General features: G+C 70.3%; 16 protein-coding genes and 1 tRNA gene. 11 read left to right on the plus strand and 6 right to left on the minus strand.

Annotated features, from left to right (window positions below):
• Window positions 1-36 precede the first annotated feature (36 nt).
• The 5 genes from QTH87_RS08405 to QTH87_RS08425 are packed head-to-tail and all read left to right on the plus strand — an operon-like array spanning window position 37 to window position 7164.
• Window positions 37-2304 (plus strand): FAD-dependent oxidoreductase, encoded by a 2268-nt coding sequence (locus QTH87_RS08405; protein WP_286608468.1) that lies wholly within the window; start codon window positions 37-39, stop codon window positions 2302-2304.
• Window positions 2301-3101, plus strand: a complete 801-nt coding sequence (locus QTH87_RS08410) for a hypothetical protein (protein WP_286608469.1) — start codon at window positions 2301-2303, stop codon at window positions 3099-3101. The genes QTH87_RS08405 and QTH87_RS08410 overlap by 4 nt, the downstream gene beginning before the upstream one ends.
• 1 nt (window position 3102) lies before the next feature.
• Window positions 3103-4167, plus strand: coding sequence for a polyprenyl synthetase family protein (locus QTH87_RS08415; RefSeq protein WP_286608470.1), 1065 nt, complete (start codon window positions 3103-3105; stop codon window positions 4165-4167).
• A gap of 35 nt (window positions 4168-4202) precedes the next feature.
• Window positions 4203-5435: a saccharopine dehydrogenase NADP-binding domain-containing protein gene (locus tag QTH87_RS08420; protein ID WP_286608471.1), complete on the plus strand. Its 1233-nt coding sequence runs from the start codon at window positions 4203-4205 to the stop codon at window positions 5433-5435.
• Window positions 5407-7164: a hypothetical protein gene (locus QTH87_RS08425; RefSeq protein WP_286608472.1), complete on the plus strand. Its 1758-nt coding sequence runs from the start codon at window positions 5407-5409 to the stop codon at window positions 7162-7164. Before QTH87_RS08420 ends, QTH87_RS08425 begins: the two co-directional genes overlap by 29 nt.
• Here QTH87_RS08425 and QTH87_RS08430 read toward each other — a convergent pair.
• Entirely contained in the window at window positions 7129-10356 is a 3228-nt protein-coding gene (locus tag QTH87_RS08430) for an ATP-binding protein (protein WP_286608473.1), read from the minus strand. The two genes, QTH87_RS08425 and QTH87_RS08430, sit on opposite strands and share 36 nt — an antisense overlap.
• A 211-nt stretch (window positions 10357-10567) precedes the next feature.
• Here QTH87_RS08430 and QTH87_RS08435 point away from each other — a divergent pair.
• A tRNA-Arg gene (locus tag QTH87_RS08435) sits at window positions 10568-10644 on the plus strand.
• A gap of 198 nt (window positions 10645-10842) precedes the next feature.
• Window positions 10843-11298: a GNAT family acetyltransferase gene (locus tag QTH87_RS08440; RefSeq protein ID WP_286608474.1), complete on the plus strand. Its 456-nt coding sequence runs from the start codon at window positions 10843-10845 to the stop codon at window positions 11296-11298.
• Between the two features lie 27 nt (window positions 11299-11325).
• On the opposite strand, the gene QTH87_RS08445 is transcribed toward QTH87_RS08440, so the two are convergent.
• Window positions 11326-11790, minus strand: coding sequence for a DUF6790 family protein (locus tag QTH87_RS08445; RefSeq protein ID WP_286608475.1), 465 nt, complete (start codon window positions 11788-11790; stop codon window positions 11326-11328).
• A 203-nt stretch (window positions 11791-11993) separates the two neighbouring features.
• Between QTH87_RS08445 and QTH87_RS08450 the strand changes: the two genes are divergently transcribed.
• Window positions 11994-12218 (plus strand): hypothetical protein, encoded by a 225-nt coding sequence (locus QTH87_RS08450; protein ID WP_286608476.1) that lies wholly within the window; start codon window positions 11994-11996, stop codon window positions 12216-12218.
• A 103-nt stretch (window positions 12219-12321) separates the two neighbouring features.
• The gene (gene greB / locus QTH87_RS08455; RefSeq protein ID WP_286608477.1) at window positions 12322-12885 is read left to right on the plus strand and encodes a transcription elongation factor GreB; all 564 of its coding nucleotides are present in this window, start codon (window positions 12322-12324) and stop codon (window positions 12883-12885) included.
• An 18-nt stretch (window positions 12886-12903) separates the two neighbouring features.
• On the opposite strand, the gene QTH87_RS08460 is transcribed toward greB, so the two are convergent.
• The 4 genes from QTH87_RS08460 to QTH87_RS08475 form a co-directional block, all read right to left on the minus strand.
• On the minus strand, window positions 12904-15156 hold the full coding sequence (locus QTH87_RS08460; protein WP_286608478.1) for a RelA/SpoT family protein: 2253 nt from the start codon (window positions 15154-15156) through the stop codon (window positions 12904-12906).
• 92 nt (window positions 15157-15248) lie between these two features.
• Window positions 15249-15452, minus strand: coding sequence for a DNA-directed RNA polymerase subunit omega (gene rpoZ, locus QTH87_RS08465; RefSeq protein WP_019656435.1), 204 nt, complete (start codon window positions 15450-15452; stop codon window positions 15249-15251).
• A 34-nt stretch (window positions 15453-15486) separates the two neighbouring features.
• Window positions 15487-16107 carry a guanylate kinase gene (gene gmk / locus QTH87_RS08470; protein ID WP_286608479.1) on the minus strand — a complete coding sequence of 207 codons (621 nt, stop codon included), beginning with the start codon at window positions 16105-16107 and terminating at the stop codon, window positions 15487-15489.
• A gap of 44 nt (window positions 16108-16151) precedes the next feature.
• Complete coding sequence (locus QTH87_RS08475; protein ID WP_286608480.1) at window positions 16152-17114, minus strand: WYL domain-containing protein; 963 nt, start codon at window positions 17112-17114, stop codon at window positions 16152-16154.
• A gap of 108 nt (window positions 17115-17222) precedes the next feature.
• Between QTH87_RS08475 and QTH87_RS08480 the strand changes: the two genes are divergently transcribed.
• Both QTH87_RS08480 and QTH87_RS08485 read left to right on the plus strand, forming a co-directional pair.
• Window positions 17223-18380: a metallophosphoesterase family protein gene (locus QTH87_RS08480; RefSeq protein WP_286608481.1), complete on the plus strand. Its 1158-nt coding sequence runs from the start codon at window positions 17223-17225 to the stop codon at window positions 18378-18380.
• Window positions 18377-21046, plus strand: coding sequence for an AAA family ATPase (locus tag QTH87_RS08485; RefSeq protein WP_286608482.1), 2670 nt, complete (start codon window positions 18377-18379; stop codon window positions 21044-21046). Before QTH87_RS08480 ends, QTH87_RS08485 begins: the two co-directional genes overlap by 4 nt.
• Window positions 21047-21065: the final 19 nt, after the last annotated feature.

Genomic DNA, 21065 nt, shown 5'->3' on the forward strand with positions numbered 1-21065 from the left:
AGCCGGGCGGGGCAGGCCGACGACGCAGGAAAGGTCGTGCGGGTCGCGATCGTGGGCGGTGGCTGCGCGGGCGTCGCCGCCGCCTGGCAGCTCGGCAATCTCAACATCGAGCGGGCCAGGCTGTCTCCGGCCGAGCAGCGCAGCCTGCCGGAATACCGGATCACGCTGTACGAGGCCAGCTGGCGGCTGGGCGGCAAGGGAGCCTCGGTGCGCGATGCGCACGGGCGCATCCTCGAGCACGGTCTGCACGTCTGGCTGGGCTTCTACGAGAACGCCTTCCGGCTGATGCGCGAATGCTATGCAGAGGTCGAGGCCGCGGGCTGGGGTCCCGACAAGGCTCTGGGCAAGCGCCTGCCGCACGGCCGCTTCGACGATGCCTTTGCGCCCGAGCCGCACATCGGCGTCGCCAGCCGGCGCAACGGCGCGTGGGAGACCTGGTCCGGCTTCTTCCCGCCGATGAAGGGCCAGCCCGGCGAGCCGCTCGATGCCGCCACCAATCCTTTCAGCGCCTGGGGCTACCTGGCGCGCGCGCTAGCCCTGGCCAAGGCCCTGATCCAGAGCGTGCTGGCGCCGCCGAACGCGGGCCGCGAGACCGGTCCGCGCGCGCCGCGAGGCCGCTCGGCGCTCGACGAGGCGGTCGAACTCGACTTCTCCTTCGACCCCGGCGCCTCGCCCGACGTGCTGGTCGAACGCTTCACGGTGCTCGCACGCGGCGTGCTGCTGACCTCCGCCGCCGGGCTGCTGCAGGCGGCGACCTTCGTGGAGAGCCTGCTGCGCGAGCAGAATCCGGCGCCGCAGATCGCGAACTCGCTGCTCAAGGTGATCGAGGCCCTGGCCACCAACACGCGCAGGCAACTGCAGGACCTGGTGCTGATCGACGAGGAGGTGCGGCGCAAGACCGAGATCCTCGACCTGATCATGACGATCGTGATCGGCCTCTACCGCGACCGCGTCTTCTTCGACGAGCGCGGGCTCGATGCGATCGACGGCATCGACTACCGCGACTGGCTGCAGAAGCACGGCGCGACCACGGGCGCCATCGATTCGCCGCTGGTGCTGGGCATCTACGACCTCGTCTTCGCCTACCGCGACGGCGACCATCGCAAGCCTTCGCTCTCGGCCGCGCAGGCGCTGCGCGGTGCGATGCGCATGTTCTTCACCTACCGCGGCTCGATGTTCTGGCGCCTGTGCTCCGGGATGGGCGATGCCGTGTTCGCGCCGATGTACCGGGCGCTCGAGCGGCGCGGTGTCAGGTTTCGCTTCCTGCATCAGCTGGCGGGTCTGGATTTCGATTTCGGCCCCCGGCAGCCGCGGCTGCGGGCGCTGCGCTTCACGACCGGCGGCGACGCGGCGCTGCTCGCAAGCTCCGGCGCGTCGGCGCTCGATGCGCAGGGATGCTGGCCCGACGATCCGCTGGCCGCTTTCGATCAGGCGGTGCGCGCCAAGGTCGCGGACCCCCCGCCGCTTCGTGCCGGCACCGATTTCGACGTCGCGGTAATCGCTGTCGGCAAGGACGATTTCGTCGCCGCCTGCCAGGGCTCGGCACCCGACGCCTCCAAGGTGTCGCCCTTCGTCGATCTGCCGGCCTGGGAGCTCATGCGGCAGCGCGTGCAGACCGTGGCCACCCGCTCGGCGCAGGTCTGGCTGTCGCAGGACCTCGAGGCGCTGGGCTGGGACCGCGGCCCCGTGATCGTCGCGGGGCTCGATGCGCCGCAGCGGGACGAGCCGCGCCAGAAGATCAGCCGGCGCTACGAGACCTGGGCCGACATGACGCACGTGCTTGCCGCCGAGCGCGCCTGGCGCGCCAATGTCGCGCGCGACGCGGGGCATGCAGCCGTGCCCGACGGCGTGCGCTCGGTCGCGTATTTCTGCGGCGTCGCCCTCGAGCCCAGGAAAGGGCCGTTGGCGCCGCCGCCTGATCCCATCGACGAGCTCGGCGCCTTTCTCGAATCGGAGATGAGGCCGCTGTGGCCGCGCGCCTTCCTCGGTCAGCGGTCGCCAATCGACCTGCTGATGGCCGCCGATGGTCTCGGCGCGGGCAGCAGGGCCCACCTGCAGCAGCAATACGTGGTCGAGCACCGGATCGGCAGCGATCGCTACACGCAGTCGCTGCCGGGCAGCGGTACCGCGCGCATCTCGCCGCTCGACCCCACCTTCGCCAACATGACGATCGCGGGCGACTGGACCGATTGCGGCTTCAACGGCGGCTGCGTCGAGGCGGCCGTGATGTCGGGAATGCTCGCGGCGCACGCGGTCAGCGGCCGCGTCGACCTCGACGCCATCGTGGGGTTCCACCACCCATGACCCGCCCCTGGACCAGGCCGGCGCTGCCGGTCACCCAACCCCGACGCGGCTTTGGCGGCATCTACCGGAGCGCCGATGTCGAGCGCGACGGCGTGACGCTCGCGGGCGTGCCGATGCAGACCGCGTCGGACGCCGTGGTGGCCGCGGTCGAGCTCGGCTACAAGGTCGCCGACGCGCAACTCAAGCGCGGCCATCGGCTCGCGAAGCAGCTGGGCGGCGCGGCCAGGCGCGCGGGCATCGACAGCGCGGCGCAGCCGGTCGACGCTGCCGAACGCATGCTGTCGCGTTCGATGCTGCTGCTGCTCGAATGGGTCGAGGGCGCGGCCGTCGATCCCAAGGGGCCGTTGCGGCGACTGGCACGGGCCGAGTACGAGGCGCTCGGTGCCGCCTTCGGACTCACCAGGCACAAGGAACATCATGACGCCGGCCACAAGACTGCCGAGCCGCCGGTGCCTGCCGCGGCCGCCGCAGCGGCGCAGTCCCTGCCGGAAGCTGCTGCAGGCAGGGTGGCGCGGCTGGTCGTGCGGCACGAGGCCGGCAGTGCGCTGCGCGTGGTTCGCCTGACCGAGGCCAGCTGGTCGTCGGCGCCGGGGCCCGAGGGCTGGCCCTTGCCGCTGGTCTTCCATCATGCGGCGACGCCGCAGACCCCGCCGCTGGCGGCCACGCTGGTGCCGCTGGCCCACGGCGGCATGGAGCTGCGCGTGCGCACCGAGGCCGAGCATCCCTCCGGTCTGTGGGCGGCGGCGATCTGCGATGCCGATGGCATGCAGATCGGCCTGGTCGAGCTGAGGCTCTGAGATGCAGGCCACCGAACGCCGACGCATGGCCTTCGAGCAGGTCGAGGACAGCCTCGTGCAGGAGGTGCTCGACGAATACGGCGAGCGCGTGCGGCGCCAGCTCAAGCGCTGGCTGCCCACGGTGGCGCCGCGCAGCTACCTCGACGAGCTGCTGGCCGATTACCCGCGGCGCGGCGGCAAGATGCTGCGGCCCTGCATCTGCCTGGCAGCGGCGCGGCTGCTCGGGGCCGACCTCGACGATGCGGTGGCGTCGGCGGTGTCGATCGAGCTGCTGCACAACGCTCTCCTGATCCACGACGACATCGAGGACGAGAGCGACCAGCGTCGTGGTGCCCCGACCCTGCATGCGCTGCACGGCGTGCCGCTGGCGCTCAATGCCGGCGATGCGCTCGGGCTCCTGAGCCTGGCGCCGCTCAAGGCCAACTTCGGGCGCCTCGGCAGCTCGCTCGCGCTGCGCATCTTCGAGGAGACCGAGCGCACCGCCTGGGCCAGTGCCGAGGGCCAGGCCCTCGAGCTCGGCTGGCAGCGCGAATCGCGGCTCGACATCGACGAGGAGGACTACCTCACGATGGTGCTGCTCAAGACCTGCTGGCTGGCCTTCATCCATCCGTTGCGCGTCGGCTGCCTGATCGGTTCGCGCGGGCGCTACGACGTCGACCGGCTGGTGCGCCTGGGCAACTTCATCGGCGCCGCCTTCCAGATCCAGGACGACCTGCTGAACCTCGACAGCGGCGCGAGCTATGGCAAGGAAGCCGACGGCGACCTGCGCGAGGGCAAGCGCACGCTGATGATCATCCATGCGCTGGCCCATGCCGCGCCGGCGGCGCGTGCGCGGCTGCAGCGCTTCCTGACGCTGCCGCGCGAACGGCGCAGCGCGGCAGAGATTCGCTGGGTCCACGGGCTGATCGTTCGCTCGGGGTCGATGGACCATGCGCGCGGTGTGGCGGCCGGCCTGGCTGGCGCTGCGCTGTGCGAGTTCGAGCGCTGCTTCGGCAGCCTGGCGCCGAGCCGCGACCTGAGCTTCCTGCGCGCCATGCCGACATGGGTGCTGCAGCGCGCGCATTGAGCCGCGGGCACCAACCGATCCAGGAAGGCCAGACCATGTATCGACAGATCCTGCTCTACGGCGCCACCGGCTTCTCGGGCCGCATCGTGGCACGCGCGGCCGCGCGCCGCTGGGCCGGCGATGCAAAGAGCGGCTTCGAGCCCGTGCTGGCCGGCCGCGACGCGTCGAAGCTGAACGCGCTCGGGCGCGAGCTCGGCCTGCAGACGCGGGTGGTGGCGCTCGACGATCCGCAGCGTCTCGACCAGATCCTCGGTGCCCAGGGCATGTTCGCCGTGATCAACGCCGCCGGCCCCTTCGCGGCAACCGCGGTACCGCTGGCGAAGGCGGCACTGCGCAACGAGCGGCACTACGTCGACATCAACGGCGAGGCCGACGTCTACAAGCAGCTCGACGACTACGGCTACCTGGCGGAGCGGCGCGGCATCACGATGGTGTGCGGAGCTGGCCACTCGGCCACCACCTCCGACCTGATGCTCGCGGTCGCGCTGGCCCGGCTGGCCCGGCAGGGCATCACCGAAGTAGGCACGGTTCGCATTGCGTTCTCGCACGTCAAGTTTACTTCGCAGGGCAGCGCGCAGACGGCGTGGCGCTCGATCCGCGAGCAGACCATGGTCGTGCGCGCACGAACAGCCGAGGCCGGCGAGCGCCCGATGCTCGAGCTCGACTACGAGCCTTCGGGTCGCATCGAACGCATGTTCGATTTCAGCGCGAGGAACGGGGCGCACGGGCCCGGCCAATCCGCGCCGCCGCGCCGCATCGCGATGCTGGTCAACCTGCTGGACCTGCTGACCGCGCGCATCACGGCGATGCGCAGCCACGTGAGCGTGCGCCGCATCGAGAGCTTCATCGAGATGCCCGAGGGCGCGCGCATCTTCGTGCAGCTCGGCACGCTGTCGGCACCCCTGCATGCGCTGCCCGCCTGGCGCCGGCTGGTGCGCTCGCAGGTCGCGCTGCTGCCCGAGGGGCCGAATGCCGAGGAGCGCAGGCAGGACCGGCACACGGTGCTGCTCGAGATCGACGATGGCGCCGGCCGGACGCTGATCGACTGCCGCATGGAGACGCCCGACCCCTACGACTTCACGGCCGACTGCGTGCTCGGCGTCACCGAGGGCCTGGCCCGCAGGAAGCTGCCGGGCTGGCGCACGCCGGCCGAGCTGTTCGACGTCATGGCGGAGGACGACCCGGCGATGAAGCGCCTGTTCGCGGACTGCCGCTTCGAGTTGCGTAAGGATGTCACCGATGCCAGCCAACATGCCGCCGTCGCTTGAGCGCTTCTGGCTCGGCCTCGTGGAGGTGCCGGGAGGCTTCGGGCCGGAGTTGTCGGGGGACGCCGTCGGCCCGCCGCTGCCTGCCGCCAGCCGCAGCCTGGCGGTCGACGTGTTGCGCTCGTCCGATTCTTTGGCGTCGATCGCGGTGCTGGTGTCGACCATCGAACACGGCGCATCGGGCGCGCTCAGCTGCTGGGTCGGGTTCAGCAATCGGGTCGCCTGGGGCGATGCGCTGCGCCAGCGCGGCATCGTGACGATCGAGACGCCGATCCATATCACCGAACCCGGCAAGCACGGCAGCTTTACCCTGGCGATCCGCGCGCCGCTGAAGGCTGCCACCACCGAGGTCGAGGCCGTGAGCCAGGCGCCGGTGCTGTTCACGATCAGGGGCGTGCGCTTCGGGCCACGCACCCGCGACAAAGCCGTGCAGCCGCCGTTCCCCTTGGTTTACGCGCAAATGGGCTTCGCGCCCTCGGCGGGTGCCGCGAACAGCGAGTTCGTGATCAGCGCGGACCGGGTCGACCTTCGGCGCGACGATGCCAGCCTGCTCACCTCGCGCGCCACGCTCGAGGTGGCGGACGACGCCCGCTTTCCGTTCGTTGGCTACCGCGGCCAGCACGTGGTTTTCGACCGGAGCTTCTGCGGCGGCCTCTACCGTTCGCTGGATGCCGATCTCCAGGTTTCGAGAGCCGCCATGCCTGCAGGGCGCCTGTCGCGTTCCCCGCGCCCCAAGCCGTTCCAGAACACCGGCTACCGGTTCAGCGATCTCGACCTGGTCGGCATGCGGGTCGACCTCCGGCCCTTCGGCGCCGACGCCGACGAACTGCTGAACGAGATGATCCGTCCGCTCAACTTCCATCTCGAATCGCAGCGGCTGTCCGACCGCATCGCGGCGCTCGGCTTCAGCTACCGCCCGGCCGCGCGCACGCTGTCGATCGAGCTGGTGCGCTACGGCCGCATGCACTGGGGCGAGCAGGTGCCCGAGGACGGCATCGATCCCTTCGAATCGCAATACGAACTGCTGATGCGCGTGCTGGTCGGCCGGGTCGACGACGACGGCGCACAGGCGCACGATCCGGCCGCCTACGTGCCCGCGATCTTTGTCGACAACGGCTGGTCGAAGGTGATCGGGCGTGAGCTTCAGGGTTTCGAGAAGCGGCTCGCACGCTTCGTGGACTGCGACGGGCAGCCGCTTGCGCCGCCCGGCGCCTCGCCGCGCAGCGGCTCGCCGCTGTTCGACATCGCGCACATCGACCAGCTGGATTCGCTCGCGCCCGGTGCCGAGGCGGTCCGCATCGCCGACATCGCGCTGCCGCCGATTCCGTCCGACTGGCTCGCGCATGCGCAGCGCGTCGACACCTTCGGCGTCGAACTCGCGGCCGGGCCGCGCTGGCAGCAGCGGGACTTCGCCGGCAGGGAATTTCGTCGCTCGTTCGCGCGCGACGTGCTCGAAGACGGCCTGACCCGGTTCCGCTCGATCCAGGTGACGCCGGTCGACGGCCGCCCGCTGCCCAAGGCCTGGATCACGGGCTCGTTCAGGCTGCGCGACCTGCGCTCGACCTTTCCGACCGGCATCGCGACGATCAAGCTGCATTCCGACCCGAGGCTTCCGCGCGCGTTCACGCGCCTCAGGGAACTGCTGGGCGATCAGCCTTTCACGGTGCCGACCGGCGACTGGTATGTCGGCCGTTCCTCACTCGACCTGAGCGTGGACGACGGGCTGGTCTGAGGTCAGTGCGAGCGCAGTCAGCGAGGCGATCGCGGCCTCGAAGTGAACCAGCGTGAGGCGCACGAAGTCCGGGTCGTCGGGCACGGGCAGCGTGCCGTCGAGAACCTCGAGCGCCATCTGCGCGGCATCGCGCAGGCCGTCGGCGTCGAGCAGGCACAGCAGCATCGCCGCGGCCCGCAGCGCCACCGTCAGCGCGCCGTGGCTGCGTGCATGCGCCATGGCCTGCAGCAGGTGCGCGCGCGCATCGGCCGGGTTGTCGGCCAGGCGGGCCATGAGGATGTGCAACTCGCCCGCCATGTAGACCTCTTCCCCGTCCGCGGCGCGCTGCAGCCCGCTCTGCACCATGGCGAGCGCGCCGGCGCGGTCTTCCGCCGCCAGCAGCGACATCGCGATGCCCCAGGTGTAGTAGGTGGCGCTGACCTCGGCGCCCGCATCGAGAAAGGCCTTGTGCACGAACTGCAGCGTCGCCACCGCCTCGGGCGCCGGCCCGAGCGCACCCTGCGCGATGCACAGCTGCATCATCCCGGCCGGAATCCAGGTGCTGTAGCCGCGTTCCTGTGCCACTGCGAGGCCGTTCGAGGCCAGTTCGGCCGCGTTCGCGAAGCGCCGCTGCAGCAGCCGCGACGCCGCCATCCACACTTTGCCGTAGCTGTGGTCGAAGGGGCTGTGCAGGGTCTCGAGGTGCGCATGCAGTGCGTCGGCCGCGTCCTCGGCCGCGCGCAGGTCGCCGCGCAGCCAGGCGATGGTGGTCACCATCGACCAGGCCGCGGTGCCCGGCTCCTGCACGTTGGGATAGGTGAAGCGGCTGCCCTTCTCGGCCTTGTAGAGCGACAGGCAGCGGTCCAGGTGCTGCTGGCCTTCGTCGAGGCGGCCGAGGTAGAGCAGCGGATAGGCGGCGAAGGCGAGCGCATCGATCAGCAGATCGAGCCGGCCCGACTGCTCGGCCATGCGGATGCAGGCCTGGGCGAGCTCGTACGAACGCACGATGCGTCCGCGCACGAGATAGTGCGAGCCGCTGCCGCGGTAGACGGGGTAGGCGTCCTCGGGCGGGGTCTCTTCGTCGCACAGCGACATCGCCTCGGTGAAGGCATGCTCCACCTCGGGCGCGACATAGCCGCGGGTGGCGGTGAACGAATGCCCGAGCTGCGACAGCAAGGCCCGCCGCAGCGATCGGCTGGCCGACGGTTCGGCGATCTGGGCCGTGAGCTTCAGGCCCGCCTGCGCGTGGCCGATCGATTCCTCGTAGGCGGCGCGGCCGGCGGTCAGGCGGCTCGCGTCGATCAGCGTGCGCACCGCGCGTTCGGTCTGTCCGGCCTGCGCGAAGTGATGCGCCAGCAGGTCCAGCGGCACTTCGCCGGGCGCTCTGCCTTCGTTCGTCTGCAGCAGCTCGGCCGCGCGCGCGTGGAGCCGCTGGCGGTCGCCGCGCAACAGGGTGTGGTAGACCGCGTCGTGGATAAGCGCATGGCGAAAGCGCAGGGCGCCGTAGGAAGCGGCGCTGGTCGCGATCAGGATGCCTTCCTCGATCAGCCGCCCGATCGGCGCCGCCATGTCGCGCGGCTCGCCGGTCAGGCGTTCGAGCAGCAGCGGCGAGAACTCGCGGCCCAGCACGGCGGCCGATTGCACCACGGCCCGCAGCGCCGGCAGGCGGTCGAGACGGGCCTGCACCAGGTGCTGCAGCGTGGCCGGAATCTCGTCGCCCGATCCGGTGCTCTTCTCGATCACGGCGCGCGTCAGTTCCTCGAGGAACAGGGGGTTGCCTTCGCCGCGCTCGACGATGCCGTCGACCGCGCTGTCGCTCAACGCATCGCCCGCGGCCAGGCTGCGCACCAGCTTCGCCGCCTCGTCGGCGTCGAGCGGTTCGAGGTTCTTGCGCACCACGCGCGGCAGGCCATCCAGGAAGGCGCCGGCGTCGCTGCGGCGCGCCACGAGGATCATGAGCCGCTGGCCGGCTGCATCTTCGATCACGCGCCGCAGCACCAGGCCGGTGGTCGCATCGGCCCAGTGCAGGTCTTCCACGATGAGCAGCACGGGGCTGCGCTGGGTCAGCGCGCGCATCAGCCAGACCAGCAGCTTGACCGTGTTCTCGCGTTCCAGCTCAGGGCTGTCGCCCTCGGATGGCACCGCGGCCTGCGGGCACATCACGGGGCGCAGGTAGCGCCAGGCGTTGTCGGGTGCCGGGCCGGCGATCGTCGCGGCGAGCAGCAGCAGGGTCTTGTCCCGGGTGCCGGCCTCGTCGTCGCCGGGTTGCACGTCGGCCAGCCGGCGCAGCAGCACGCCGAGCGGGTAGAGCGGTGCGTTCTGCATGCGCGGCGTGCAATGCAGGTCGAGGTGCATCGCCTGCTCCTCGGCCAGCGACTGCTGAAGGGCGCGCACCAGTCGCGACTTGCCGACGCCGGCTTCGCCCACCAGCTCGACCACCTCGCAGCTGCCCTGCGAGACCTGGCGCCACAGCGTGGCGAGCTCGGCCAGCAGCCCTTCGCGGCCCACCAGCTGGCTGGCGCCGCGACCGGTGCGAAGCGCCTCGAAGCGCGACAGCGACGGCAGCTCGGCGAAGGCCTGCCAGGCCGGCACCGGCTGCGGGAAGCCGTCGAGCCGCAGGGGGCCGAGCGCGCGCAGCTCGAAGCGCTGGCCGACCAGGCGGCGGGTCTGCTCGCACAGCACCACGCCACTCGGCGGCGCCGAAGCCACGAGCCGCGCCGCGAGATGCGCCACGGGCCCGGTGACGGATTGCTCGTCGATCGCCGCGCCGGCGATCATCTCGCCCATCACGACCGTGCCCGATGCGATGCCCACGCGCAGTTCGAGCGTGGCCGGCGGCGGCGCGCGCACGGCCTTGATCGAATGCACGAAGTCGATGCCTGCGCGCACGGCCGATTCGGCCGAGTCTTCCTGCACTGCCGGATAGCCGAAGACCACGAACGCGCCGTCGCCGACGAAGCGGATGATGTAGCCCGAGTGGCGCCGCGAGACTTCGCGCACCACCCGATGAATCGAGGAGAACACCAGTCGCAGGTCGTCCGGGTCGAGCGCATTGGCGAGCCGGGTCGATTGCACGAGGTCGCAGAACAGCATCGTGCCCTGCCGCAGTTCGGGCCGGTCGATGGTGGTCGACGGAAGCGCCGTGCCGCATTGGTCACAGAAGCGCGCACCCGCGCGGGACTCGGCAGCGCAACGCGGGCACAGAGCGAACATGGACGGCGTAGCCTTTCAGCTAGGAAGAAAAAGCGAACGATGCGTCGCTCGCGTATCGACAGCCGCCTCTTATAGAACTTACATACTATGAATGCAAGTTTATGAATGCAAGTTCGGGGACGCGTATGATTCGACTGCGACGGCGCCTTCGACACGTGAAGTGGAGGCCCCGGAAATGGGTCCCGAAATGGATGCTATAATCGCAAGCTGTGCGGCTGTAGCTCAGTTGGATAGAGTACTTGGCTACGAACCAAGGGGTCGTGGGTTCAATTCCTGCCAGCCGCACCACTCTCTGAATGGCCTGGAAGATTCATTTCTTCCAGGCCATTTTCTTTTTGCGCAACGCTTTTCCTGCGCTGCTCAATTCGAAGGCACCGTGTCGCAGCCCGCGCCAGTCAACGATTCCGCTCGAAGCGCACACGGTTTTCCCCAGGATTGTCCCCAGAATCGAGGGGCAACCTCGCACGAACCAAAGACCGGAACCCGATGATCCGCATCGCGCCCTACGAAGATGAACTGCATCGCGCCGATGTCGTCGCACTCTGGACTGCCGCCTTCGGCTACGCGACCGCGCACAACGCACCCGGCCTTTCCATCGACCGCAAGCTCGCCGTGGCCGACGGTCTCCTTTTCGTCGCACTCGACGAGCGCGAAGGCGCTGCGCGCGTGGCGGGGACCGTGATGGCGGGCTACGACGGCCATCGCGGGTGGCTGTATTCGGTCGCGGTCGATCCGGAGCGCCGTGGCGGCGGCATCGGCAGCGCGCTCGTGGCACATGCCGAGGCTGCCCTCGCGGCGCTGGGTTGCATGAAGATCAACCTGCAGATCGTCGGCGGCAACGAGGCGGTGACCGCCTTCTACGAAGCGCTGGGCTACGTGGTCGAGCCGCGCATCAGCATGGGCAAGCGCATCGCGGCCAACATTCCCGCGCCGCAGGCCTGAGGCCGGTCTTGAACGCCGTCGCGCAACCTAGCCGCGCCAGGCCGACCAGCCGCAGAACCCCAGCAGCAGCACGCCCGCGAACAGGTCGGTGAGCATCGCGACGTTCTCGAGCTTGTTGCGATGGCCTTGCAGCGCATGGTTGATGCCGGCGAGCAGGTAGAACACGCCGCCGACGAGCGCGGCGGGCAGCACCCAGCCCGGAAAGAAGAGGCTCAGGCTGCCGACGATGCCGATCGACAGGTTGCCGAAGCCCAGTTCGCGCACCAGCAGCAGCGCCTCGTCGCCCTTGATGCCGAGGATCTTCTCGGCCGTGTAGCGCGGCTGCAGGATCTGCTTCAGCCCGGCCAGCAGCAGCCGCAGCCCCACCGCCCAGAACACGTACCACTTGCCGATCAGCGCCATGCCGACCGGCACGGAATGCTGGATCGCATCGATCGCGATCGACAGCAGCGGGAAGACGAACATCAGGCCGGCGACCGAGATGAAATACATGGAATCCCCAGGTGGAGCGATGCGACGATTCTCTCCGCGGACGCCAGGTGCCGGGGTCGATTCCGCGCGCCTGTAACAGGCTCGGTCAGCAACACTACCGCCGGCGTGGGCGACGCGAGACGGGCGCGGCGGCCGCGCCCATAATCCGCCCTCGGTCGCGCCGGGGGCCGGTTCTTCTCCTGGCATTTCCTTGGGGCGTCACGATGAGTCCACTGCAAATGTTCCTGCCCGCCTCCGAGCCCGCGCGCAGCGAGGCCCTGGCCCATTTCCTCAAGACGCACCAGCTGCCGAGACATCTGGTCCGCGGCCTCGCGCGCGGCGGCATAGGCAAACGCGGCGGCGATGGCGTCGTGCAACAGATGCAGCAGCAGCAGGAGGTCCCCTCTCCGGGCCCGCTCGACGACGATTTCCGCTTCCAGGTCGGCTGACAAAGGCGGCCCGCTTGCGGCCGTCACCGGTATCTTCTGTATCCGTTCGCATCTGCCGCGCCTGCGGCGGGGGCCGGCTTGCGCGTGCCACGACAATCGCGCGATGAGCAAGGCATTCACGAAGGAAAGCGACGGCGGCGACGACGAAGGCGACGAGGGCCCGGCGCTGCCGCCGTTGCCCGCGGGCAGCAAGAACTACATGACGCCCGGCGGCTATGGCCGGCTGCGCGCCGAACTGCTCGACCTGATGGACAACGAGCGCCCCAAGGTGGTCGAGGCCGTGCACTGGGCCGCCAAGAACGGCGACCGCTCCGAGAACGGCGACTACCTCTACGGCAAGAAGCGCCTGCGCGAAATCGATCGCCGCATCCGCTTCCTGACCAAGAGGCTCGAGGTCGCCGAGGTCACCGATCCTTCGGTGCACGCCGGCAGCGACCAGGTGTTCTTCGGCGCCACGGTGCGCTATGCCGACGAGCAGGGCGAGGAGCGCGAAGTGACCATTCTCGGCATCGACGAGGCCAACAGCGCCGAGGCGCAGGTCAGCTGGATCTCGCCGATCGCGCGTGCGCTTCTGAAGGCGCGCGAAGGCGATGTGGTGAAGCTTGCGACGCCGCTCGGCGTGCGCGAGATCGAGGTGCTCGACGTGCGCTATCCGGCACCGGCCTGAGGGGGCGGCGCCCCGCGCTCAGGGCGCCGGCACGGTGCGCGAGGCCGCGATCACCGAGGAGGTGCGGCGCGCGGCGCGCAGCACGGCATCGAGGTGCGTGCGGTCGCGCACCGCGATCACGAAGCGCAGGTCGGTCGAATCCTGCGGCGTCTCGTCGGCCATCTCCACATGCGTGATGTCGGCCTCGGCATCGGCCAGCGTGGCTGCGACGCGGGCCAGCACGCCCTTGTCGTTGCGCACCGTGATGACGACGCCGGTCTCGAAGGTGCGCACCGGATCGTCGGCCCACTCGACCGCGAAGAAGCGCTCGCTGTCCTTGTAGCGCAGCCGCTGGCCGACGCCGCATTCGCCGGTGTGGACCACCAGGCCCTCGCCGTGCCCCAGGTAGCCCACGATCGGATCGCCGGGAATCGGCCGGCAGCAGAGCGCAAAGCGCACCGAGGAGTTCTCGCTGCCGTCGAGCGTGACCGCGCCCTGCGTCACCGCCTCGTGCGCAGTGAAGCGCTCGCGGCTCAGCATGAGGGCGTCGGGCTTCTCGCCGCGCTCGCCCATCAGCGCCACGAGCCGCTTGGCGACGATGGTGGCGATGCGCTTGCCGAGCCCGATGTCGGTCAGCAGTTCGGCGCGCGTGCGGTTGCCGGTAAAGCGCAGCAGCTTCTCCCACACCTGCTGGTGGTCGGCGTCGTCCTCGGGCAGGGTGCCCAGCCCTTCGGCGCGCAGCGCCTGCGCGAGCAGCTTCTCGCCCAGACCTTCGGATTCGGCATGGGCCAGGGTCTTGAGGTAGTGGCGGATCTTGGAACGGGCGCGGCCCGTGCGAACGAAGCCGAGCCAGGCCGGGTTGGGCGTCGACACCGGCGCCGTGACGATCTCGACCACGTCGCCGTTCTTGAGCTCGGTGCGCAGCGGCACCTGGTCGCCGTTGATGCGCGCGGCCGAGGTGTGATCGCCGATGTTGCTGTGGATGGCATAGGCGAAGTCCACCACCGTGGCGCCGCGCGGCAGCGCCATGATCTGGCTCTTGGGCGTGAAGACGTAGACCGCGTCGGGAAACAGGTCGACCTTGACGTGGTCCCAGAACTCGGCCGCGTCGCGGGTCTCGTCCTGGATGTCGAGCAGCGACTGCAGCCACTTGGCGCCCAGCCGTTCGCTGGTCGCGGCGGCCGGATCGGCAGCCTTGTAGAGCCAGTGCGCCGCCACGCCCGATTCGGCCACCACGTGCATCGCCTCGGTGCGCAGCTGGAACTCGACGTTGACGCCCGAAGGGCCCACCAGCGTGGTGTGCAGCGACTGATAGCCGTTGAGCTTGGCGATCGCGATGTGGTCCTTGAACTTGCCGGGCAGCGGCTTGTACATCTGGTGCAGGATGCCCAGGCCCGTGTAGCAGGCGATCACGGTCGGCACGATGAGGCGGAAGCCGTAGATGTCGGTGACCTGGGCGAAGCTCAGGTGCTTGTCCTCCATCTTGCGGTAGATGGAATAGAGCGTCTTCTCGCGGCCCGCGATGCGCACGTTCATGTTGGCGGCCGCGAAGCCTGCCTCGAGCTCGCCCTGCACCTTCTGGATCAGATCGCGGCGGCGCCCGCGCGCCTTGGACACGGCCTTGGACAGCACGGCGTAGCGCCAGGGCCGCATGTGGCGGAACGACAGGTCCTGCAGTTCGCGATAGGTCTGGTTGAGGCCCAGGCGGTGCGCGATCGGCGCGTAGATCTCGAGCGTCTCGCTCGAGATGCGGGTCCATTTCTCGCGCGGCGCATCGTCGAGCGTGCGCATGTTGTGGGTGCGGTCGGCCAGCTTGACCAGGATCACGCGCACGTCGCGCGCCATCGCGAGCAGCATCTTGCGGAAGGACTCGGCCTGGTTTTCCTCGCGCGTGTTGAAGCGCAGCTTGTCGAGCTTGGTGAGGCCGTCGACCAGTTCGGCCACCGGGGCGCCGAAGCGCTCGATCAGTTCGGACTTGGTGACGCCGCAGTCCTCGATGGCGTCGTGCAGCAGTGCCGCCATGAGCGCCTGGGCGTCGAGCTTCCATTCGGCGCACTGCGCCGCGACCGCGATCGGATGGGTGATGTAGGGCTCGCCGCTGTTGCGCAGCTGGCCCAGGTGGGCCTCGTCGGCGAAGCGGTAGGCCCGGCGGACCTGGTCGATGTCCTCGGGCGAAAGGTAGTCGAGCCGGTCGGTCAGGGCCGCGAAACTGGCGGCGGCCGCATTCAGCGCCGCGGGGCTCGGCCGCTGTGCTGAAGGGGGCCCCGACTGGGGCTTGACGACCGCGCTCATGCCTTGCACTTTAGCAAGGCAGCGCCTGAGACGCATTCAGGCGCAAAAAAAGCACCGCGAAGGGTGCTTTCTTGTTGCACGAGGGCGTCAACTCAGCCCGGTACCTTCTTGAGCATCTCGAGGCCGATCTTGCCTTCGGCGATTTCGCGCAGCGCGGTCACGGCCGGCTTGTTCTTGCTCTCGATCTTGGGCGCGTGGCCCTGGCTCAGCATGCGCGCGCGGTAGGTTGCGGCGAGCACAAGCTGGAAGCGGTTCGGGATGTGGACGAGACAATCTTCGACGGTGATGCGGGCCATGAGAGGATCTTTCGGTGTGCGGACGAGGGGCTAATCAGGGGATGTTCAGCGCCGCGAACGTGTCGGCGCGAGCGCGGCGCTGGGCGGAATACCGCAGCCGCTGAGCGTGGACGATCGCTTTCAGGTCGAAAAGTGCGCGCTCAAATACCTCGTTGATTATAACGAAGTCGAATTCCCCGGCGCGCGCCATCTCCTCGGCGGCGTTGGCGAGCCGCAATTCGATGATCGAGGCACTGTCCTCGCCGCGGCGCTCGAGCCGCGAGCGCAGTTCTTCCCAGCTCGGCGGCAGGATGAAGATCATCACGGCATTGGCGAAGGTCTTGCGGATCTGCAGCGCGCCCTGGAAGTCGATCTCGAGGATCACGTCGGCGCCCTGCGCGATGCGTTCCTCGATCGCCTTCTTCGAGGTGCCGTAGCGCTGGCCGTGCACGTGCGCCCATTCGACGAAGGCGTCGCCCTCGACCATGGCGTCGAACTCCGGGTGCGAGGCGAAGAAGTATTCGCGGCCGTGCTTCTCCTGGCCGCGCGGCGGGCGCGTGGTGTGCGAGACCGAGGGCTGGACGGCCGAGTCGAGCTCCATCAGCGCCTTGACCAGGCTCGATTTGCCGGCGCCGCTCGGTGCAGCGACCACGAAGATGTTGCCGGGATAGTCCATGGATGCTTTGTTCGATGCCCCGCAGCCCAGGCGCGAGGCGGGCCTCAGCGGCCGGATTCCGGGGTGGCGTCGCGTTGGCGGGAACCTGCGAGTTTATCAGCCGGGCTTGCAGGACCCGGGGGGCGGTAGCCGGGCGCCAGCAGCGCATTGGCGGCGCCGTAGAGCACCAGCGGGTCGGCCAGGGCCAGCGCATATTCGGGCCCGCGCAGGCGATGGCCCGGCGAGCAGTCGACGTTCCAGCGCCGGAGCATGTAGCCGGCATTGGCCGCGCGCACCCGGATGCGCAGCACGCCGTCGGCCATGTCGTAGTCGCGGCGGATCACTTCGGGGCGCGGGTGCGAGGGATGGGGCACCAGATCGAGTTCGACGATGCGGCTCCACTGCACGTCGTGCTCGGCGGTCTCGGTGGGCGCCACCTCGTCGTCCTCGAGCAGCCGCGGCGATTCGATCCGGGTCAGCACGAAGTCGCGGAATTCGGCCGACTTGCGGTCGAAGGCCCGGACATGCCAGCGCACGCCCGAATCGACCAGCGCGAAAGGCACCAGTTCGCGTTCGCCGGGCTCGCCCGACAGCGAGTGGTAGATCACGCGCAGCGCGCGGCCGCGGTGGATCGCGCGCGTGACGGGCGCCAGCACCTCCATGCGGGGCACGCTGAGCGCGCTCGGGATCTCGCAGCGCACCAGCGGCGAAAGCGCGTCGTCCGCGCCCTGGCCGAAGCCCTGCGACAAGGCGCTCAGCACGCGCTGGGGCGCATGGTCGAACAGCGGCGTGAACGAGGCGCTCGGCAGATAGAGCTTGCGCGTGCCGTCGAATTCGAGGTTGCCGGGCGCGGCTTCGCGATATTGGGCGATGTCGCGCGTGGCCCCGGCCGGGCCGGTGCCGAAGCGGCCCACGAGGTCGGACCGCCGCAGCTCGCCGAGGAAGTAGAGCCGGAAGTCGATGTACGACAGGCGCTCGACCAACGCGCGCGAAAGCGTCGGCAGGAGCGGCTGGAAGGTCTGCGGCATGGCTCGGATGGTAACCTGATCGCGATAAGAAAAGATCAAAAAGACAACTTAATCTAATCAAAATGATGATGTAATGGCGGCAAGGCACAACGAACCGGCACCCGCACCATGACCCGCTTCCTCCATACCGCCGACTGGCAGATCGGCCGCCAGTTCGCCACCTTCGACCCCGAGCACGCGCCGATCCTGGCCGAGGCGCGCATCGCGGCGGTCGAGCGGCTGGCCGCGCTGGCGACCGAGCAGGGGGTCGACGCCGTGCTGGTGGCGGGCGACGTCTTCGATGCCCAGACCGTGTCCGAGCGCACCGTGCGCCGGCTCTTCAATGCGCTCGCGGGCTTCGCGGGTCCGTGGATCCTGATTCCGGGCAACCACGACGCCGCGCTGGCCGAGAGCGTCTGGACGCGCGCGCAGCGGCTGGGCGCCGTGCCGCCGAACGCCCATCTGCTTCTGAAGCCCGAAGTGCGGCTGTTCGAGGCCCAGGGCTTTGCCGTGCTGCCGGCGCCGCTCACGCAGCGCCATACCTACAACGACCTCACGGCCTGGTTCGATGGCGCCGAGACGCCGCCAGGGCTGCTGCGCATCGGCCTCGGCCACGGCAGCGTGCAGGGCATCCTGGCCGAAGGCATCGACTCGACCAATCCGCTGGCGCCCGAGCGCGCCGCGAGCGCGCGGCTCGACTACCTCGCGCTCGGCGACTGGCACGGCTGCAAGCGCATCGATGCGCGCACCTGGTATGCCGGCACGCCCGAACCCGACCGCTTCAAGGCCAACGACGCCGGCCACGCACTGCTCGTGGAGATCGAGGCGCCGGGCGCCGAGCCGCGGGTCACGCCGCTGGCGGTCGGTCGTTTTCGCTGGCATCAGCTGGTCGCACAGCTGCATGTCGCGAGCGATGTCGAGCTGCTGCTCGAGCAACTGGCCCGCCTCGGCGCCGCGGACGTCGTGGACCTGCGCGTGCACGGGCGCATCGACCTCGCGGGCCGGCAACGGCTGCAGGCGGCCATCGGCAGCGCCGAGGCCCGGGCGCGGCACCTGCAGGCCGATCTCGCGGCGCTCCAGCTGGTGCCGACCGACGAGGACATCGCGAACCTGCAGGCCGACGGCTACCTCGGCGACGTGATCGCCGAACTGCGCGCGGCGCAAGGCGGTGCCGATGCGCATCAGGCGCAGGTCGCGCAGCAGGCGCTGGCGCTGCTGACCACCGCGCTGGTGCAGCGCGCGCCAGCCGTGCCCTTGCTGCAGACCACCGAGGCGACCGCGGCATGAGCCATCTTCAGATCACCCGCCTGCGCGTCGAGCAGCTGCGGCGCTTTCGCCAGCCGCTCGAACTGCGTGACTTCGAGCCCGGGCTCAACATCCTCACGGCGCCCAACGAGGCCGGCAAGAGCACGCTGGTGCGCGCGATCCGCGCCGCCTTCTTCGAGCGCCATCGCTCGACCGTGGTCGACGACCTGCGCCCCTGGGGCGAAGGCAGTGGCGCGGCGCCGCAGGTCGAGCTCGACTTCCTGCTCGACGGCCAGCCGCACGAGCTGGTCAAGAGCTTCCTGGGAAAGAAGCGCTGCACGCTGCGCATCGGCGTGCGCACGCTCGACGGCGTCGATGCCGAGGACCACTTGGCGCAGCGCTTCGGCTTCGCGTTCGCGACCAAGGGCGCCAGCAAGCCCGAGCACTGGGGCATTCCCGGCCTGCTGTGGATCGAGCAGGGCAGCGGCCAGGTGCTCGATGTCGATCCCGCGCGCGACCACCTTCACGACGCGCTGCAGGGGCAGGTAGGGGCGGTCGCGGGTTCGCTGGCGGCCACCGGCGGCGACGAACTGCTCGAGCAGTTTCGTGCGCAGCGCAACGAACTGCTGACGCAGGCGACGGGCAAGCCCAGGGGCGCGTACGAGGAAGCGGTGAAGCTCTCGGCCGCGCTCGAAGCCGAGGTCGCGGCGCTCGACATCCAGATCGCCGGCTACCGTGAGCAGGTCGACCAGCTGGCCGCGCTGCGCCAGCAGCATCTTGCCGACGAGGCGGCGCAGCCCTGGGAGGCGCTGCGCGAGGCGCTGGCCGACGCACGCCGTCGCCAGCAGGCGCTCGAGGCCAGCCAGGCACAGCTGGAGGCCGATCGCGTCCGCCTGCTGCAGATCGACGGCACGCGTGGGCTGCTCGCAAAGGAGCTCGAGGGCTTCGCGCGCCAGCAGTCCGATGCGGCAGCACGCGAACTTGCGCTGGCACAGGCTGCAGAGCAGTTGCGGCTCGCCGATGCCGCGCTGGCCACGGCACGCGGGCATGCGCAGGCGGCCCGGGTGCGCGCCGACGCCGCGCGCGTGGCAGCGCGCCTGGCCCGGCAGCAGGGGCAGCACGCCAGCCTCTTGCAGCAGCTCCGGCAGGCACAGGCCGAAGCGAGCCGCAGCGGCGAGGCGCTGCAGCGAGCCGACGCGGCGCAGCAGCGCATGGTGGCGGTGCGCGCAGGCGCGGCCGCCATGCCCGCGATCGGCCGCGCCCAGGTGCAGCGACTGCTGGATCTCGAACGCACCGCACGCGATGCCGCACTGCGGCGCGAGGCCGTGGCGACAAGGCTGCAGTACGAACTGCCGGAGGGTCAGGCGCTGGCCCTCCAGATCGGCGGCCAGGAGCTCGCGTTGCGCGCGCGCGGCGAGCGGCTGCTCGACGCGCCGACCACGCTCGCGCTGCCCGGCGGCGGTACGCTGGTCATCACGCCGGGCGGCGAAGACCTGGCGCAACTGGCCCGCAGCCACGACGAGGCGCGCCACGACCTGCAGGCGGCGCTGGCCGCGCTCGGCGTGGCCGATCCGGCCGAGGCCCAGGCGCGGCTGGCGGCTGCGGCCGACCGGGCCGCGCAGGTCAAACTCGCCGAGCAGGCTTTCGCGATCGTGGCGCCGAAGGGCCTGGAGCCATTGCGCATGGCGCAGGCCGAAGCCCAGGCGCGCATCGATGCAGCACAGCAGGCGCTGGCAGGCCTGCCGGCCGCCGCGCCTGCCGATGCCGTGCTGGCGCCCGAGCAGGCCGAGGCCGAGCAGGACACGGCCGCCGCCGGCGAAGCCACGAGCACGGCCGCGCTGGCCGAGGCGCAGCGTCGCCAGGCTGCGGCGCAAAGCCTGCGCGACACCGCGCAGCGGGAGCATCTCGCGGCCCAGGCCGCGCTGTCCGATCCGGCACGCGCGCAGCGACAGGCCGAGGTCCGGCAGCAGCTGCTGGCCGGCACCGCCGAGCACGATGCGCTGGCCGCGCGCGTCGCGGCGGCCGGCGACGCGGTGCGCGCGGCCCGGCCCGACATCGTGGCCCAGGACATCGATCGGCTGCAGCGCAGCATCGAGCAGCTGACGCGCAACCACCAGCAGCGCCGCGAGCACCTCCTGCTGCTCGAGAACACCCTTCAGCAGGCCGGCGCCCAGGGGCTCGAGGAGCAGCGCGATGCGCTGGCAGGCCGGCTCGGCCAGGCGCAGCGCCGCCATGCCGAGCTGCAGCGCCGCGCCGAGGCGCTCGACCTGCTGTGCCGCATGCTCGACGCCCGCCGCCAGGCCACGCTCGCGCGCCTGCAGGCGCCGCTGCAGGCGCGCCTTGCGCACTACCTGCCGCTGCTGCTTCCGGGCGCCAGCCTGCAGATGGACGAGGGCTTGGCACCCGGCACGCTGAGCCGGCCGCAGGCCGGCGGCGCCACCGAATCGGGCCCGACGCGGGAGCTGAGCTTCGGCGCCCGCGAGCAGCTCGGCCTGATCACCCGCTTCGCCTACGCCGACCTGCTGCAGCAGGCCGGCCGGCCGACGCTGCTGATCCTCGACGACGCGCTGGTCCACAGCGACGCGCCGCGGCTCGCGCAGATGAAGCGCGTTCTCTTCGACGCCGCGCAGCGCCACCAGGTGCTGCTGTTCACCTGCCACCCGCAGAATTGGCAGGACATGGGCGTGGCCCTGCGCACGCTCAATTGAATTGCCTGCAATCCCCTCG

Origin of the sequence: Variovorax jilinensis (assembly GCF_030316885.1) — a bacterium.
GTDB lineage: Bacteria > Pseudomonadota > Gammaproteobacteria > Burkholderiales > Burkholderiaceae_C > Variovorax > Variovorax jilinensis.

Excerpts from the sequence above, each read along its gene's own strand:
- QTH87_RS08410 (WP_286608469.1), top strand. The coding sequence starts at position 2,301 with ATGACCCGCCCCTGGACCAGGCCGGCGCTGCCGGTCACCCAACCCCGA.
- QTH87_RS08415 (WP_286608470.1), top strand. The coding sequence starts at position 3,103 with ATGCAGGCCACCGAACGCCGACGCATGGCCTTCGAGCAGGTCGAGGAC.
- QTH87_RS08420 (WP_286608471.1), top strand. The coding sequence starts at position 4,203 with ATGTATCGACAGATCCTGCTCTACGGCGCCACCGGCTTCTCGGGCCGC.
- QTH87_RS08425 (WP_286608472.1), top strand. The coding sequence starts at position 5,407 with ATGCCAGCCAACATGCCGCCGTCGCTTGAGCGCTTCTGGCTCGGCCTC.
- QTH87_RS08430 (WP_286608473.1), bottom strand. The coding sequence starts at position 10,356 with ATGTTCGCTCTGTGCCCGCGTTGCGCTGCCGAGTCCCGCGCGGGTGCG.
- QTH87_RS08440 (WP_286608474.1), top strand. The coding sequence starts at position 10,843 with ATGATCCGCATCGCGCCCTACGAAGATGAACTGCATCGCGCCGATGTC.
- QTH87_RS08445 (WP_286608475.1), bottom strand. The coding sequence starts at position 11,790 with ATGTATTTCATCTCGGTCGCCGGCCTGATGTTCGTCTTCCCGCTGCTG.
- QTH87_RS08450 (WP_286608476.1), top strand. The coding sequence starts at position 11,994 with ATGAGTCCACTGCAAATGTTCCTGCCCGCCTCCGAGCCCGCGCGCAGC.
- greB (WP_286608477.1), top strand. The coding sequence starts at position 12,322 with ATGAGCAAGGCATTCACGAAGGAAAGCGACGGCGGCGACGACGAAGGC.
- QTH87_RS08460 (WP_286608478.1), bottom strand. The coding sequence starts at position 15,156 with ATGAGCGCGGTCGTCAAGCCCCAGTCGGGGCCCCCTTCAGCACAGCGG.
- rpoZ (WP_019656435.1), bottom strand. The coding sequence starts at position 15,452 with ATGGCCCGCATCACCGTCGAAGATTGTCTCGTCCACATCCCGAACCGC.
- gmk (WP_286608479.1), bottom strand. The coding sequence starts at position 16,107 with ATGGACTATCCCGGCAACATCTTCGTGGTCGCTGCACCGAGCGGCGCC.
- QTH87_RS08475 (WP_286608480.1), bottom strand. The coding sequence starts at position 17,114 with ATGCCGCAGACCTTCCAGCCGCTCCTGCCGACGCTTTCGCGCGCGTTG.
- QTH87_RS08480 (WP_286608481.1), top strand. The coding sequence starts at position 17,223 with ATGACCCGCTTCCTCCATACCGCCGACTGGCAGATCGGCCGCCAGTTC.
- QTH87_RS08485 (WP_286608482.1), top strand. The coding sequence starts at position 18,377 with ATGAGCCATCTTCAGATCACCCGCCTGCGCGTCGAGCAGCTGCGGCGC.